Genomic DNA, 15,213 nt, shown 5'->3' on the forward strand with positions numbered 1-15,213 from the left:
TACCTCCTAATCCAGCGCTTTCAGTGCTGCACCCAACTTATTTTCCGTTTCCTCAAATTCTTTATCCGGGTCAGAATCCAAAACAATTCCTGCACCGGCTTGAAGATAGGCAATCTGATTTTTCACGGCCATCGCCCGAATCGTAATGCACATATCAAAATCCCCGTTAAAGGAAAAATAGCCCACGCTTCCACCGTAAAAGCTTCTAGCAATTGGTTCCAATTCATCAATTATTTCCATTGCTCGAATCTTAGGAGCCCCAGAAAGAGTGCCGGCCGGGAAAAATGCGGAAAAAATATCCATCGTGCTTATGCCTGGTTTTGCCAATCCGTCTACAAAAGACACCATATGCATCACATGAGAATAATTATGAACTTCCATCAAACGATTGACCTCAACACTATCAATCTGGGCAATTTTCCCCATATCGTTACGTCCTAGGTCTACCAACATCATGTGCTCTGAAATCTCTTTTTCGTCCGTCCGTAGGTCTTGACCTAAAATCGTATCCTCTTCTTCACTAGTACCTCTTTTTCTAGTACCGGCAATGGGACAGGTTTGAACTTTTTCACCTCTTTTTTCTACCAACATTTCGGGTGAACTCCCCAGAATTTGGTAGTCTACAAAATTCAGGTAAAACAGGTAGGGTGAAGGATTAATATTACGTAAACTCCGATAGATTTCAAACGGAGGTTTATTCGTTTTCACATTGTACCGTCTCGATAGTACAGTTTGAAAGGTATCTCCTTCTTTTACATATTCTTTGACCCGTTCCACCTTTTCCTTAAACTGATCTTGAGCAAGTGACGAACCCAAAACTTCTCTTGTATAAGGTCCCTTTTGCACAGCTGGAATCGTTTCGCCTAATTCTTCTTCCATTTGCTGGATTCTCAGTTTTGCCTGCTCTTTTTCTTCCTCTTCATGCAATACTACAAAGTAAATACGATTGTGGTAGTGATCAAAGGCAATAAACTCGCGGCACAACATAAATTCTGCGACGGGAATGCCAATTTCATCTGGATTTTTTTCCGGTAGATTTTCAATCAATCTAACAGCGTCATAACCCATAGAACCGACTAAACCGCCTTCAAAGGGAAATCTAGATTCTCCAATTAATTCGAATCCATCAATTATCTGCTGCATACTTTCGAAAAGATTATCTCCATAGTAAAGCTCCCGATTAACATAAACACCTTGTGGCTGGCAAGATACAACCGTATCTGCTTTTCCAATAAAGCTGTATCTGCCTTTTCCATTCTCTTTGCTTTCTAGAAGAAAGCCTCTCTTTTCTCCTACGTAGGAAAGATAAACGGATACTGGGGTCAATAAATCCCCATTCGCTTCTTTTATCATCCTCGTCAACTGTCTCTTTCTCATCTCATTCTCCTCTCAACTCATCTCTTCTATAAATAAAAAACCACCGTCCCCTTGGGACGATGGTTTTGCCACCCAATACTGAAGCCACTACCAAAAAAAATACACCCACCCCATTGGATGAATGTAAACATTCTTAGCCACCATGACTTTATTTTCAGATACAAACATATCCTATCTCTATAACGGGAGACCCCGGCCTTAGCATCTCAAAAAGCCCACTTCCTATAACTCATTGTCCTGGACCTTTCACCTAACGCCAGTTCGCTATGCCAATCAATTACAGTACTCTTCTTTTTTCATCGATATTCAAATATATTATTTGTGGTTATTATATCCGTGTTAAACTCATTTGTAAAGAAATTTAATTATTATTTTCCAACCTTCTGCAGATTTTTGAATTATACTAGTATTATAATTGGAGGAATTGTAATGAATATCGTTGAACAGATATTGACTTATCAGCCATATAACAAACAAGAAGAGCAAGACCAAATGGTAATCTTAGATTTGTTAAACAAAAATTCAGATTTGTTTCATCGTAGCAACCTTACTGCACACATGACCGCTTCCGCTTGGGTAGTAAATCAAGATTTTACGAAAGTCTTAATGGTATATCACAATATTTTCGATTCTTGGTCTTGGCTTGGCGGACATGCTGACGGGGAAACCAATTTACATGCCGTTGCCGAATCTGAAGTTCTTGAAGAAAGTGGACTTACACAGATATGCAGTTTATCGAAAGAGATTTTCTCACTCGAAATCCTTACCGTAGATGGGCATATCAAAAGCGGCAACTATGTAGCTTCTCACTTACATTTAAATGTGACCTACCTGTTTAAAGCAAATGACCAAGCAGCAGTAACTTGTAAGCCGGATGAAAATAGCGATGTCGCTTGGTTTGATCTAAATGCGGCCATTGAAGCATCCAGTGAACCTTGGTTTAAAAAACATATTTATCCCAAATTAAACCACAAATTGAACTCATTCATTCTAAATAGCTCATTTTAATCTATTTTCTAATCTAAAAAGAGACTGTGGCCAACACCACAGTCTCTTTTAGGATTTCTTATTTACATCTCAGCAATTTTTTCCTGTATGTAGGCAGATATTTCCTTGCCATCAATGTTTGTAGTTTCCTCAAACTCATTGTACATGGTCTTGAAGAAGTTTATATACAGTTTTCCATCATTTATAAAAGACTCCTGCATATTCATCGGAACAAATACCACTTCCACATCTCCACTCGCCTCTAAGCTATCTAGATTGAGCTTCTTCAATGGGTCTACCATCTGAGCCACAAATTCCATATCTTCAAGCATCCATAAATTGTAGTTCCAGAAGCGACCTTCCTTCTTACTCATCCCGTTCAGAAGTTCTTTATTACTAACAGCACTCAAAATCTTAGTGAAACTGTCTTTTGTAAATTCAGAATCAAAAGATGCCTTAAATTCATCCATATCCGCCAAATCTTGAATGAAAAGATCGCTGACCTTTTCTTTTTCACTAACCATGCTCCAAAAAACCAGCATACTCTCTACTGCTTTTAAATTGGTTTTAACACTCATGTTACTTACCTTCCTCTTTCTAGTAAAACACATTTCGCAAAGGGTTCACCATCTGAGCCCCTTTTCCACTTTGGTTGGCTTGATTAACCAACTCGACTAATTGTTTAAAAATATATTCCTTTATGGGGAGGTCATCTAGCAAAAGTTCCTGCTTTCCCCTTTCAGGCAATGCTTTGAAAAAATTTATATATAATGTATTGTTTCGTACCAAACTTGGCTGATTATAAAAAGGCACGAATACTACTTTTACTGTCTCATAAATAGACTTGCCCTTCACTTTTTCATTAATAGCGGGCACTAAATCATCTAGATGCAAACGTTTAATAGGCGCTACAATGTCCATGGTATAATTCATATCCTCAAGCATCCATAAGTTGTCCACCCAAAAGCGGCTCTCTTTTCGGTTGTCTCCTCGGAATACTTCACGGTTGGAAAGTGCACTCATAACCTTGCGCACAGAAATATTGTCAAATTCAGCATCGTAAATCCCACGATACTGTTCCATCTCCGCTACCGTTAAAATATAAATCTCGCTGACCTTTTCTTTTTCTCCAATCATATTCCAGAAAAAAAGCATGTTCTCAACCGCTTGTAAATCTAACTTTATGTTTTTAAGCATCATTATTTGCGTCCATATTCTTTCGCTTTTCTCGAAAAGAACTCCTGAAGAGAGGACAATGCCTGGATCAACACACCATCATCTTCAGTATCCAAAAATTCAATTACACTATTCGTCATTTCCTGATGAAATTCTTCATGATGTAAATATGCATTGCGCCCTAATTCGGTCAGTGAAACAAGCACCACTCGTCGATCATTATCATCACGTTTACGCTGAACAGCACCTTTTCTAATTAATCGGTTAATCGAAGTTGTCAATGTTCCGATGGTAACACCAGCCAATAAGGCTGTCTCAGACATTGTTTTGCCTCCGTCAAGCCCTATGGATTCAATAATATGAAATTCCGTAACCGTAAGCTCCCCAAACTCGCTATTCTTTAATGCAGCTGCCTCGATACCCAATATATCTTTAAACAGCTCAACTAGAATCTTATTTATAACTTTTTTCGAATCAGTCATTTTTTCACCTCACAACACAGTATATCAAAAAGGATTAACCTTTTCATCATATTATACCGCTTATCTTAAGAATAAAAGGAAGGGTTATAAGACAGAATAAATGTGTTAAAAATACTGATCCCGCAGCAAATTTACCATCTTGTGCATATTTTTCGCTAAGTACTGTCGATAGAATTGCGGTAGGACAAGCAATCATGATGACGGCCACAGTGTACGTTTCTGTAGATAAATGAAGCATAGGCGCTATCAATAAAAAAAGTAGTGGTAAAATTAATAATTTCAGAAACACCACTATGACCTGGGTGTATCGAACTGTCTTATCCTTGAAACCTCTAAACTGCAAGAGAAGTCCCACTGCTAACATGCTAAGTACTGAAGTAATTGAACCAATTTTATGTAAAGCAGTTTGCAATACTTCAGGCAGGGGAATACCAAGTAAGAAGAGCACAATTCCCAGAATTAGGGAAAGAATGACAGGGTCCTTACCTAACTTTTTGGCGGATGAAAGTAGGCTCTTATCAGCAGAAAGTAGATAGATACCGTAGGTAAACATAAGAACAGACTGTACGAAATCAAAAATTGCACTTAAAAAAATGCCGTGTTGTCCCAAAACTAAATAGGCTACTGGATAGCCTATAAAAGTCACATTTCCGAATATCAAAGCAAAAGACCATTGACGTTTCTGGCTTTCATCAAGCGTCAACCTCTTGCTAATTACCTTGGCAAGCACTATGACCAAGGCGGTAAAGGCGACTGCTACTGCTGCAATTTGCAGCATAGATGTCGCCAATTCACGACTATATTCAAGATTCATCGAAACCAGAATCAACGCCGGTAGGGTCACACGCAAAATTAGTTGCACGATTACCTGTGCAGCTTCTTTAGGAAGAATCTCATATCTACGGCAACCGTATCCGAGTAGAATAATTATAAAAAGTATAAACAAATTAGAGACTATTTCCATATCAGCCCATCCTTGTTTTAATCAAATATTCTGCCAATTCTTCCGGTCTTTGAATGGAAAATATTGCAGCTTCCGGATTGGATGCATCTGTAACCAAAGCAAAACGTTCCGAGGGTTTATACATGGTATCGTCTGGCAAATACTCTTTGTTGATCTCTATCTTACGATACGGTCCACGTTTATACCCCTCCGTAAAAATAAAATCAGCATCTGGAAAAAGTGCCATTATCTCTTCCGGCTCTGGCTCGGATTGTCTCGCTACAAGTGAATAGCCTGACGGGCCTACCAAGGCTACATAGTTGGCTCCGGCTAAAAAATGTTTATCTGTGTCTTTCTTACCCTGCTTTCCAAGGAAAAAAGCCTCTTCATGGCTAGTATGCTTTAATACTGCAATCTTATAGCCTCTGCCACTCAACAGGCTTATCAATTTTTCTAGATATGTGGTTTTACCCGTATTGGCATATCCAACAAAGGAATATATTTTATTCATTCTTTAACCTTTTCATGTGAAGATAGTGTTTATGCTCATTGACATTCAAAAACAAAACATCCAGATTTCCAATATGCTCTAATTCTTCTTCTTTAAGCGCTTTAATATGAATGTCTGGATAGAAGGATTTTATTTTTCGTTTACCTGCTTTGATCGCCTTTTCCATATAGGGTAAGCAGCTTTTTCGGTATAGAGCACAAAGCGGTTCGTAAAAGTCATGCAATTCTGGTATGACAGCATCGTACCCTTCCATATTTTGCAGCAAACATTCATAAAGAGCTGTCGGAATTAATGGCGTATCGACCGGTAAAAATAAGAATATGTCTGCCTGCACCTCGCGCATTACCGTTACCATGCCTCCTAGCGGTCCTGTATCTTGTATGTCATCCACGATTACGGGAGCGCCATACTCTTGATATTGGTAGATTGGTCCACAGCTCACATACACAACATCACTAACAGGAGTAAGCGTCATAATGGAACGTTCAATAAAATCCTTGTTTCCATAATTCAAACGAGCCTTATCTCGTCCCATGCGGCTGCTTTTGCCTCCAGCCAATACGATTCCCGCGACCTTTTGCATCACATTTTTTCAGGTAACGATAATCCCAGATGATCTGCGGCCTTCTGGGTCGCTACCCGTCCTTTAGGGGTTCTAGCAAGAAATCCCTGTTGCATCAAAAAAGGTTCGTAGACGTCTTCCACGGTTACAGATTCCTCCCCAATCATAGCTGCTATGGTATCTAGACCAGCTGGTCCTCCTGCAAAAGATTGAATCAATGTAGTCAAAAGACGTCTATCGATATCATCTAGGCCACACCCATCCACTTCCAGCATGTCCAATGCTTGACTAGCAAGTTTAGCATCAATATGTCCATCTCCTCGGACCTGCGCCACATCACGAACCCGCTTCAAAAGTCTGTTGGCAATTCTAGGAGTTCCTCTCGACCTAGAGGCTATCGACATAGCACCTTCTTCATCAATGATTACGCCTAAAATACTTGCTGCCCGCTTGATAATATCACACAGTTCCTCCGGTTGATAAAACTCCAGCCTTGCGATAACGCCAAAACGATCCCGCAACGGTGCGCTGAGTTGTCCTACCCTCGTGGTAGCACCTATCATGGTGAAATGTGGTAAGTCAATTCGTAGAGATCGTGCGGAAGGTCCCTTCCCAATCATGATATCCAATGAATAATCTTCAAGTGCAGGGTATAACACCTCCTCCACTGAACGGTTCAACCGGTGAATCTCGTCTATAAATAGGATATCTCCTTCTTGCAGATTAGTAAGCAGGGCCGCTAAATCACCTGCTCTTTCAATTGCCGGTCCTGATGTCACCTTAAACTGTACTCCTAGCTCGTTGGCTACGATACCAGCCATGGTAGTTTTGCCTAATCCTGGAGATCCATACAGCAAGATATGATCAATCGGTTCGTTTCTGATCCTAGCAGCTTCTATGAATACAGACAGATTTCGTTTCAGTTTTTCCTGTCCAATATATTCTGCCAAGCTCCTGGGCCTGAGTGATTTTTCAACTTCCCCATCTTCTATGATTGGAGCCCCTTGCAACAAACGTTCTTCCATTGATTACTCCTATCTGCCAATCGTTCGTAAGGCCATTTTCACCAACGATCCAGCATCGGCATCCTTATGTTGTTCTGCCAACCTAAGTACCGTGCGTTCCACTTCTTTCTTGGTATATCCCAAGGATTCCAAAGCCATCAACGTTTCCGTTACAGCATCATTTTCATAATTTGCAGCAGTTGGTTCGTATTCTCCTGCAGACAATAGTGGTTCCAGTCCTTCTACTTCGCCCATGAGCTTTTCCTTTAATTCAAGAATCATTCTTTTAGCAGTCTTAGCTCCGATCCCTGGTATTTCTGAAAGAATATCTGAACGTTCTTGGGTTATCGCGAGGACTATTTCCCTTGGTGATTTTGCCGACAACATGGTTATAGCCAGTTTCGGACCAACGCCACTTACCGTAAGTAATTTCTCAAACAGATGCAGTTCCTTTTCCTTAGCAAAACCAAACAAGGTATGAGCGTCTTCTTTTATATGTTGGTGAGTCCAAAGCATTATATCTTCTTCGGGTTCTAGACTATTCAAAAGACCACTGCCGATATATATCTTGTAACCGATTGCTCCTGTATCTAGGAGAATGGAATCCTCTTGAATTCGGTGTACGTTTCCTCGAATAAATGCTATCATTTTTCACCTCGCATAATATCACCTAGCAATCCAGAAGAATGTCCATGGCAAATGGCCACGGCTAAAGCATCTGCAGCATCATCCGGCCTTGGTATCTCCTTCATTGAAAGGATAATTTTGACCATTTCTTGTACCTGCTTCTTAACGGCTTTGCCATAGCCAGTTACACCCTGCTTTATCTGAAGTGGTGTATATTCACCTAATGGTAAATCATACATTTTACCCAAAAGTAAAACCACCCCACGAGCATGTCCTACTGATATTGCAGTGGTAACATTGTTGCAAAAAAATAGTTCTTCAACAGCCATCGTATCTGGTCTGTATGTCTTCATAATTTGGTCGAGTTCTTGGTATATGATATGCAAACGCTCCGGTAGTGGTGTCCCTGCTGCCGTGCGGATACAACCGTAGTCTACCAGTTTAAACTGATTTCCTTGATAATCTAATACTCCATACCCCAATATTGCTGTACCAGGATCAATACCCAATATGCGCACGATTCACCTCATCAACGCCTAAAGCGCAGCTTCCAATTCCTCAGCAATATCGAAATTGCTCCAGGTTTCTTGGACATCATCATTGTCTTCCAAAACATCCATCATTGCCAAAAGCTGTTTTGCTTGTTCCAAATCTTCAATTAGCACTGTATTTTCTGGAATCTTTTCAAATTCACTAGACTTGATGGAAAGCCCCTGCTCTTCCAACGATGAACGCACTGAATCCATATCACCCATGGCTGTATAAATACTCAGTGTGCCCTCATCGAAATCCATATCTTCAGCACCAGCTTCAATCGCCATCAAGGTATAATCGTCAACTTCGTCTTCTGAACAGTCCACCTGGATTACACCCATCGTATTAAACATATAGGATACGCAACCAGTTTCTCCCATTTTACCGCCGTATTTATCAAAAGCATGACGAACATCTCCAGCAGTACGGTTGCGGTTATCCGTCAACACATCTACGATGACTGCAGCACCACCCACGCCATAACCCTCATAGCTTAATTCCTCATAGTTTGCAGTATTTCCTTCACCACTAGCTTTTTGGATGATTCGCTTAACATTGTCATTGGGCATGTTGGCCCCCTTGGCCTTCTGCATAACCAATTTCAAACGGGGATTAGCATCTGGATCTGGTCCCCCCAACTTCACTGCGACCATAATTTCTCGTCCTATTTTAGTGAAAATTTTAGCGCGTTTTGCATCCAATTTTCCTTTTTTATGCTTTATTGTTGACCACTTTGAATGTCCTGACATCTATTGTTCTCCTTTAATCAATTTCATATTCAAGCCCAAGTTTACAAACTGGGGGCAAAGATTTTTTGTGCTTACTTTTATTGTTTAGTGCTGTAACTCTCTCAACTACCTCAGGTCTTCCTTTTCCCGTACGAATAAAATCATCCAATTCTTCGTAGGTGAATCCCATTTCATCTTCATCTGTTTGGTTCTGCCACAATCCGGCAGTTGGTGCTTTGGTTATTAACTTTTCCGGTATGCCTAGTTCTCGAGCAAGACCTTTCACATCCGTTTTTAGTAATTCACCTATGGGTTCAATGTCCACGCCACCATCCCCGTATTTGGTGAAGTAGCCTGTTACAAATTCGCTCTTATTCCCAGTTCCTGCAACCAAATAGTTTCTAAGTCCCCCCTCAAAATATAGGGCTGTCATCCTAAGTCTAGGTTTAATATTAGAATAACTTAAAGGGTTGTCTTGGTATGCTACTTCAGGATTAGACACTTCCAACATTGCATCGTAAACAGAATCCAGCTCTATTCTCTTATAGGGAATTCCAATCGCTTCTGCCAACAATACGGCATCTTGCTCATCCTGTCCTTGGCTATGGCACGGAAGAATCAGTCCAAAACAATTCTTTGGAAAAGCTTCCATTGCCAACGCAGCCACCACAGATGAATCAATGCCACCGGAAAGTCCGATAATAATGCCTTTAGAGCCAGCTTCCTCCACTTTCATTCTCATCCATTGAACCAATGTTTTTCTGATCTTTTTATAATCCATCTTATTCTTCCTTTCCGAAAAGATTCATGCTCAGATAGCGTTCTCCTCTGTCAGTAATAAAATAAACGATTTTTTTGTTTTCCATATGCTCATTAATTTTTCTAAGTGCTGCGACTGCTGCTCCTGTAGATATCCCAGCCAAAATACCTTCTTTTTCTAGCAATAACCGCATTCCGTCAAACGCTTCTTGGTCATTTACAATCACAAAATCATCAATCAAATTCGTATCTAAGTTATCTGGTGTAAATCCATCTCCAATTCCTTGGATACTGTGCAAGGTGCAACCTGGTATGCCACTTACAGGCTCAATAGCAAGAATTTGAATGAGTGGATTTTTCTTTTTAAAATAACTGCCTACACCACTAAGTGTTCCACCGGTTCCCACACCTGCAACGATAACATCTGGGATGCCAATATCTTTTTCAATCTCGACTGCCGTTTTTTCCCGGTGAACCCGCGGGTTCTCTGAGTTGGAAAATTGATCCAACAGTAGCCAATTGTCATGGCTGGCAACAAGTTCTTTGGCCTTATCCACTGCGCCTTGAACATCAAGATGTTTAGGCGTCAGTATAATATCTGCCCCATAGGCCCGGATTAGCTGGCGCCTTTCCATGCTCATGGATTCAGGCATCACGATAATACAGCGATACCCTTTCCTAGATGCAACAAAAGATAATCCGATGCCTGTGTTTCCACTCGTCGGTTCTACTAGCACTGTATCTTTCGTAATACGACCTTCCTGCTCAGCAGCCTCAATCATGGCTAAGGCTACTCGGTCCTTTATGGAACCGGAAGGATTCGCAGACTCCAGCTTACCAAATAGTCTATTTTTCCCATCCCCCAACAAAGCTTTTGTCTCTATCAAAGGGGTATTCCCAATCAGTTGTAAAATATTGTCTGTCATACTCTTAGGGCCTCCATCTCCAAGTGGTATTTTACCATATACAGTGACAAACAAAAAGACTAGTCCAGACTAGCCTTTTGTTTCTATTGTTATCTTCAGACCATTAACTATCATTTTCCGCCTTAATTTTTTGCTCCAAGTATTCTATTAATTTTTTTTCATGATTTTCCGAAAGTTTCAAATTGGAGAAATCGATCTTATTGTCTGAATATTTTCCGTGATTGTCTGAACCAGTTACCTTAATCAGATTATACTGTTCAGCAATCTTTATACTCTTTTCGATGTCCTCTTCACTATGAGAGGGGTGCTTAATTTGAATTCCATCTAAACCACTTTCCACAAGTTTTGGAATTAAATCAAATACTTTTGTTTCGCCAGGATGAGCAAGAACCGCAATACCACCGGCTCCCTTAATGGCCTCTATCGCTTCTTTATAGTCTGCATAATGAACTGGATAATAGTATTTTCCACCTTCTTTAAAATCTAATTCAGAAATATTACTATATCCTTTTGAATGCAGGCACTGCAAGATATGCTGTTTATATACACCACCGGTACCAGCCATATGCAACGCTTCAGGAAAACAGATATCATAACCATCCGCTTTCAATGCTTCAATAATGTGTTTAGCTACTTCCCTACGGCTAAGTGTTACCTTACCCAATAAATCTTTTAAAATAGCTTTATTCTTAATGAAATAACCTAAGAGATGTACTTTGCGATTCGTCTCATAATCAAATGAGGACACTTCTACCCCTGGAATAATATGGATATCATTACCACTGTATGCCTTCCTTATTTCATGTTCATCTATAAGGCGGTCGTGGTCCGTTATTCCTATATACTTAAATCCCATAGAAATGTACAACATCGCAATGGCTTCTAAAGAATAGCTACCGTCGGATCGTTCGCTGTGAATATGTAAATCAATCATATCACCACTTCTTTCTTGGACCAAAGCACCACTTTGTTACTATCTATTATACTTTATTTTCATCACATTTCTACAACAAATACGTCACTTTTAATTTCTACAACTAGTACAGCCTCCGAAAATACGGTTCTGGCAACTTTCTCCGGTCGGAGTGATTGCCACACCGCCTCGAGAGGTTTCTCTAAGCGTAACCGGCAAGGATTTACCAACACGGTACATGGCTTCAACTACTTCATCAAAGGGAACAATACTAGGAATACCTGCTAGTGTCATCTCTGCACTGATTAAGGCATTTGCAGCACCGATGGTATTTCTCTTGGCGCAAGGAGATTCAACCAATCCAGCTATAGGGTCACAAACTAAGCCCATTAGGTTTTTAAAGCAAATGGCAGCCGCATCAAAAACCTGGTTTGCTGTCCCCTCTAACATATAGGCAACTGCAGCGGAAGCCATGGCGGAAGCTGACCCCACTTCAGCCTGACAACCGCCTTCTGCACCAGCTAATGTTGCAGAGTGTGCAATCAGTTCTCCCGTTAGATTGGCAACCATGAGCCCTTTAATAATTGTATCATCATCTAAATCAAATCGTTCCTGTATCGTTAATAGCACAGCAGGAAGTACGCCACATGACCCAGCTGTTGGCGAAGCCACAATTTTACCCATAGAGGCGTTTACTTCCATCATAGCCAAGGCATAGGCGATTGCTTTGCGCATCGTCTTTCCGGATACCGCCTTTTTCTTATTATCTTTTACCATGAGTTTAATGCTCTCATTGCCAATAATCTTGCCTTTGGTACTCTGCTCTGGATCTAGGCCTTTCGCAATGGCCTCTTTCATCACGGTCCAAACGTTAGCAAGATATGATTCAATCTCATCTCTTGTCTTTCCGGACAATTCATATTCATGAATCAAAGCATACTCAACAAGGTCAAGATTTTCTTCTTCCATATATCTAATAATGTCACTTGCTTTATTAAATTTCATTTTATTCCTCACTCATAGATTCTATCAATAATATTGACGTAGTGCATTCCTTGAATAATCTGCAATCTTTTTACCGTTTCTTCTGGAATGGCTTCATCATTTTCAATAATACAAATGGCCTTTTTCCCTTTTTCTTCACGATATAAGCGCATGTTTGCAATATTTATTTTTTGTTCAGCAAGTAGTGCCGTAATTAATGCCAGCATACCAGGACTATCTGTATGATGGGTCAAGATAGTATTGTATTCACCGGTATAATCTACATCTATTCCGTTAATAGATTTAATGACCACCTTTCCACCGCCAATAGATATACCTTTTACAACCCAGTGCTTGCCCACATCCGTATCCGCCTTGATTACTACGGTATTGGGGTGCTCGTCATCATCCTCCATAAGAACAAATGAGTTTTCAAGGCCCTGTTCCTTCGCTATCTCGTAAGCGGAAACAATTCTTTCATCATCTTGAGCAAAACCCAAGATGCCTCCTAGTAAGGCAATATCCGTACCGTGGCCCCTATACGTTTTAGCAAAAGACCCATAAAGATCAAATTGTACTCTTACGATAGGTCGTTTGATCATATTCCTCGTCATATATCCAATTCGACAGGCTCCTGCCGTATGTGAGCTAGATGGGCCAATCATAATTGGTCCCAAAATATCGTAAAGAGAATAGTCTTTCATTTTCTCAGTCCTTCCATTTCAAATTCTTTTCCACTTATACTAACAAAGATTTCAGCATTTACTAGCATTTTTCCCCAAGTTTCTGTCGATTCACAAAATATTTATACTATAGTCCTACTCATAAGCTTCTTTCCCCACCCCTAATCTTCCTGCTTTTCCTTATAAGTCACGAAAAAAAAGAAGCAAGCCAAGGCTCACTTCTCTGTTGTCATTTTGTCTTTCATATGCTTACTGTATTTAAAACTAATTTTTCCTACTCTAGTAGTAATATTACATCACGGCAGCAGTTACTTCTATTTCTATCAAGAGATCAGGATCAGCCAAGGCTTGAACACCAATCAAGGTATTTGCTGGTAGGGCATCTCTTTCGAACGCTGCTGTCATTTCCTCTGAAATAATACTCATCTTTTCAGAGTCAAGATTGACAATATACAATTTAAGACGGCAAATATCTTCCATGCAACTTCCAGCCTCTTCAAGCGCTAGCTTAATGTTTTCCATGCTCTTTCTTAGTTGTACTCCAAAATCGCCTTTTCCTATTACTTGTCCGTTTGCATCTTGTGCCGCCTGTCCTGAGCAAAAAATTAGTTTATTTGCTTTTACAGATACGACATGTGAAAAGCCATAATCCTTCGTAGGAAATAGACCTTCTGGATGAAATGATTGTTTATTCATAATATTATATCCTTTCAATTTTCTTTTCATTTACATACTATCAGTACTCGTTTAAGAAATATCTTATATAGCAATAATAGAATAAATAATCAGATTTTACAATATATAATCAACCTTTGACGAAATGCTCCATACCGCATAAAAAAAAGGAACGAGCCAAAGCTCGTCCTTTAAAATTAATTCTGGCAACGTCCTACTCTCCCGGGGCCAATGCCCAAGTACCATCAGCGCTGAAAAGCTTAACTTCCGTGTTCGGAATGGTTACGGGTGGTTCCTTTTCGCAATCATCACCAGAAATTGTTATCCTATTTACATACCTTGCAATTGGGTTTTCTTGTTCTTTGAAAACTACACAGCTTTCGTAAAGCAGTACTAAAAGTTATCTTTCCTTTAAGTGGCTTCTGGTGAAGCCCTCGACCGATTAGTATTGGTCAGCTGCATGCATTACTGCACTTCCACTCCCAACCTATCAACCAGATCTTCTCTCTGGGGTCTTACTGGATTAACTCCATGGGAAACCTTGTCTTGAAGTAGGCTTCGCGCTTAGATGCTTTCAGCGCTTATCCTTTCCGAACGTAGCTACCCAGCTATGCCCTTGGCAGGACAACTGGTACACCAGCGGTTCGTCCACTCCGGTCCTCTCGTACTAGGAGCAGCTCTCCTCAAGTTTCCTACGCCTGCGGCGGATAGGGACCGAACTGTCTCACGACGTTCTGAACCCAGCTCGCGTACCGCTTTAATGGGCGAACAGCCCAACCCTTGGGACCTACTACAGCCCCAGGATGCGATGAGCCGACATCGAGGTGCCAAACCTCCCCGTCGATGTGAACTCTTGGGGGAGATAAGCCTGTTATCCCCGGGGTAGCTTTTATCCGTTGAGCGATGGCCCTTCCACTCGGAACCACCGGATCACTAAGCCCGACTTTCATCCCTGCTCGACCCGTCAGTCTCGCAGTCAAGCTGGTTTATGCCTTTACACTCTGCGGATGATTTCCAACCATCCTGAACCAGCCTTTGGGCGCCTCCGTTACTCTTTGGGAGGCGACCGCCCCAGTCAAACTGCCCACCTGACACTGTCCCATGACCGGATCACGGCCACTGGTTAGAAGTCCAATACACTAAGAGTGGTATCCCACCGGTGACTCCACACATACTAGCGTACATGCTTCCAAGTCTCCCACCTATGCTGTACATAGTGTATCGAAATTCAATGTCAGGCTACAGTAAAGCTCCACGGGGTCTTTCTGTCCTGCCGCAGGTAACCAGCATCTTCACTGGTACTACAATTTCGCCGAGTCCTTCGTTGAGACAGTGCCCAGAT

General features: G+C 40.9%; 17 protein-coding genes, 2 rRNA genes and 1 pseudogene (1 of these 20 only partly in view). 1 reads left to right on the plus strand and 19 read right to left on the minus strand.

What is annotated here, in order from left to right:
* Nucleotides 1-6: 6 nt before the first annotated feature.
* Nucleotides 7-1,407 (minus strand): annotated as a pseudogene (gene trpE, locus JR334_05125) (anthranilate synthase component I).
* A gap of 399 nt (nucleotides 1,408-1,806) precedes the next feature.
* On the opposite strand from trpE, the gene JR334_05130 reads away from it, so the two are divergent.
* Nucleotides 1,807-2,385 carry an NUDIX hydrolase gene (locus JR334_05130; protein ID QRN86597.1) on the plus strand — a complete coding sequence of 193 codons (579 nt, stop codon included), beginning with the start codon at nucleotides 1,807-1,809 and terminating at the stop codon, nucleotides 2,383-2,385.
* A gap of 62 nt (nucleotides 2,386-2,447) precedes the next feature.
* Here JR334_05130 and JR334_05135 read toward each other — a convergent pair whose 3' ends face one another.
* From JR334_05135 to JR334_05220, 18 genes are all read right to left on the minus strand, one after another.
* Nucleotides 2,448-2,942, minus strand: a complete 495-nt coding sequence (locus tag JR334_05135; GenBank protein ID QRN86598.1) for a hypothetical protein — start codon at nucleotides 2,940-2,942, stop codon at nucleotides 2,448-2,450.
* A gap of 19 nt (nucleotides 2,943-2,961) precedes the next feature.
* Nucleotides 2,962-3,564 (minus strand): hypothetical protein, encoded by a 603-nt coding sequence (locus JR334_05140; GenBank protein QRN86599.1) that lies wholly within the window; start codon nucleotides 3,562-3,564, stop codon nucleotides 2,962-2,964.
* Nucleotides 3,564-4,022, minus strand: a complete 459-nt coding sequence (locus JR334_05145; GenBank protein ID QRN86600.1) for a MarR family transcriptional regulator — start codon at nucleotides 4,020-4,022, stop codon at nucleotides 3,564-3,566. Before JR334_05145 ends, JR334_05140 begins: the two co-directional genes overlap by 1 nt.
* Before the next feature lie 46 nt (nucleotides 4,023-4,068).
* Nucleotides 4,069-4,986, minus strand: a complete 918-nt coding sequence (locus tag JR334_05150) for an AEC family transporter (protein QRN86601.1) — start codon at nucleotides 4,984-4,986, stop codon at nucleotides 4,069-4,071.
* Nucleotide 4,987: 1 nt separating this feature from the next.
* Nucleotides 4,988-5,476, minus strand: coding sequence for a molybdopterin-guanine dinucleotide biosynthesis protein B (mobB, locus tag JR334_05155; protein QRN86602.1), 489 nt, complete (start codon nucleotides 5,474-5,476; stop codon nucleotides 4,988-4,990).
* Nucleotides 5,469-6,059: a molybdenum cofactor guanylyltransferase gene (locus JR334_05160; protein ID QRN86603.1), complete on the minus strand. Its 591-nt coding sequence runs from the start codon at nucleotides 6,057-6,059 to the stop codon at nucleotides 5,469-5,471. The genes mobB and JR334_05160 overlap by 8 nt, the downstream gene beginning before the upstream one ends.
* Complete coding sequence (gene ruvB / locus JR334_05165; protein ID QRN86604.1) at nucleotides 6,059-7,063, minus strand: Holliday junction branch migration DNA helicase RuvB; 1,005 nt, start codon at nucleotides 7,061-7,063, stop codon at nucleotides 6,059-6,061. Before ruvB ends, JR334_05160 begins: the two co-directional genes overlap by 1 nt.
* Before the next feature lie 9 nt (nucleotides 7,064-7,072).
* Complete coding sequence (gene ruvA, locus JR334_05170; protein ID QRN86605.1) at nucleotides 7,073-7,690, minus strand: Holliday junction branch migration protein RuvA; 618 nt, start codon at nucleotides 7,688-7,690, stop codon at nucleotides 7,073-7,075.
* Complete coding sequence (gene ruvC / locus JR334_05175) at nucleotides 7,687-8,187, minus strand: crossover junction endodeoxyribonuclease RuvC (protein QRN86606.1); 501 nt, start codon at nucleotides 8,185-8,187, stop codon at nucleotides 7,687-7,689. Before ruvC ends, ruvA begins: the two co-directional genes overlap by 4 nt.
* Nucleotides 8,188-8,205: 18 nt before the next feature.
* The gene (locus JR334_05180) at nucleotides 8,206-8,952 is read right to left on the minus strand and encodes a YebC/PmpR family DNA-binding transcriptional regulator (GenBank protein QRN86607.1); all 747 of its coding nucleotides are present in this window, start codon (nucleotides 8,950-8,952) and stop codon (nucleotides 8,206-8,208) included.
* Between the two features lie 13 nt (nucleotides 8,953-8,965).
* Nucleotides 8,966-9,712: an NAD(+) synthase gene (gene nadE, locus JR334_05185; GenBank protein ID QRN86608.1), complete on the minus strand. Its 747-nt coding sequence runs from the start codon at nucleotides 9,710-9,712 to the stop codon at nucleotides 8,966-8,968.
* 1 nt (nucleotide 9,713) lies between these two features.
* Nucleotides 9,714-10,616, minus strand: a complete 903-nt coding sequence (locus tag JR334_05190; protein QRN86609.1) for a cysteine synthase family protein — start codon at nucleotides 10,614-10,616, stop codon at nucleotides 9,714-9,716.
* Between the two features lie 103 nt (nucleotides 10,617-10,719).
* The gene (locus JR334_05195; GenBank protein QRN86610.1) at nucleotides 10,720-11,550 is read right to left on the minus strand and encodes a PHP domain-containing protein; all 831 of its coding nucleotides are present in this window, start codon (nucleotides 11,548-11,550) and stop codon (nucleotides 10,720-10,722) included.
* 90 nt (nucleotides 11,551-11,640) lie between these two features.
* Complete coding sequence (gene sdaAA / locus JR334_05200) at nucleotides 11,641-12,534, minus strand: L-serine ammonia-lyase, iron-sulfur-dependent, subunit alpha (GenBank protein QRN86611.1); 894 nt, start codon at nucleotides 12,532-12,534, stop codon at nucleotides 11,641-11,643.
* A gap of 8 nt (nucleotides 12,535-12,542) precedes the next feature.
* On the minus strand, nucleotides 12,543-13,217 hold the full coding sequence (gene sdaAB / locus JR334_05205) for an L-serine ammonia-lyase, iron-sulfur-dependent subunit beta (GenBank protein QRN86612.1): 675 nt from the start codon (nucleotides 13,215-13,217) through the stop codon (nucleotides 12,543-12,545).
* Nucleotides 13,218-13,487: 270 nt separating this feature from the next.
* Nucleotides 13,488-13,892, minus strand: coding sequence for a RidA family protein (locus JR334_05210; protein ID QRN86613.1), 405 nt, complete (start codon nucleotides 13,890-13,892; stop codon nucleotides 13,488-13,490).
* 180 nt (nucleotides 13,893-14,072) lie between these two features.
* Nucleotides 14,073-14,187: ribosomal RNA gene (gene rrf / locus JR334_05215) — 5S ribosomal RNA — on the minus strand.
* Nucleotides 14,188-14,293: 106 nt separating this feature from the next.
* A 23S ribosomal RNA gene (locus JR334_05220) occupies nucleotides 14,294-15,213 on the minus strand (it continues 2,009 nt past the right edge of the window).

This window comes from Clostridia bacterium, assembly GCA_016887505.1.
Classification (GTDB): domain Bacteria; phylum Bacillota; class TC1; order TC1; family UBA5767; genus UBA5767.

Excerpts from the sequence above, each read along its gene's own strand:
- JR334_05145 (QRN86600.1), bottom strand. The coding sequence starts at position 4,022 with ATGACTGATTCGAAAAAAGTTATAAATAAGATTCTAGTTGAGCTGTTT.
- JR334_05180 (QRN86607.1), bottom strand. The coding sequence starts at position 8,952 with ATGTCAGGACATTCAAAGTGGTCAACAATAAAGCATAAAAAAGGAAAA.
- JR334_05140 (QRN86599.1), bottom strand. The coding sequence starts at position 3,564 with ATGATGCTTAAAAACATAAAGTTAGATTTACAAGCGGTTGAGAACATG.
- JR334_05210 (QRN86613.1), bottom strand. The coding sequence starts at position 13,892 with ATGAATAAACAATCATTTCATCCAGAAGGTCTATTTCCTACGAAGGAT.
- ruvB (QRN86604.1), bottom strand. The coding sequence starts at position 7,063 with ATGGAAGAACGTTTGTTGCAAGGGGCTCCAATCATAGAAGATGGGGAA.
- JR334_05190 (QRN86609.1), bottom strand. The coding sequence starts at position 10,616 with ATGACAGACAATATTTTACAACTGATTGGGAATACCCCTTTGATAGAG.
- ruvA (QRN86605.1), bottom strand. The coding sequence starts at position 7,690 with ATGATAGCATTTATTCGAGGAAACGTACACCGAATTCAAGAGGATTCC.
- nadE (QRN86608.1), bottom strand. The coding sequence starts at position 9,712 with ATGGATTATAAAAAGATCAGAAAAACATTGGTTCAATGGATGAGAATG.
- JR334_05195 (QRN86610.1), bottom strand. The coding sequence starts at position 11,550 with ATGATTGATTTACATATTCACAGCGAACGATCCGACGGTAGCTATTCT.
- JR334_05160 (QRN86603.1), bottom strand. The coding sequence starts at position 6,059 with ATGCAAAAGGTCGCGGGAATCGTATTGGCTGGAGGCAAAAGCAGCCGC.
- mobB (QRN86602.1), bottom strand. The coding sequence starts at position 5,476 with ATGAATAAAATATATTCCTTTGTTGGATATGCCAATACGGGTAAAACC.
- sdaAA (QRN86611.1), bottom strand. The coding sequence starts at position 12,534 with ATGAAATTTAATAAAGCAAGTGACATTATTAGATATATGGAAGAAGAA.
- sdaAB (QRN86612.1), bottom strand. The coding sequence starts at position 13,217 with ATGAAAGACTATTCTCTTTACGATATTTTGGGACCAATTATGATTGGC.
- JR334_05135 (QRN86598.1), bottom strand. The coding sequence starts at position 2,942 with ATGAGTGTTAAAACCAATTTAAAAGCAGTAGAGAGTATGCTGGTTTTT.
- JR334_05150 (QRN86601.1), bottom strand. The coding sequence starts at position 4,986 with ATGGAAATAGTCTCTAATTTGTTTATACTTTTTATAATTATTCTACTC.
- JR334_05130 (QRN86597.1), top strand. The coding sequence starts at position 1,807 with ATGAATATCGTTGAACAGATATTGACTTATCAGCCATATAACAAACAA.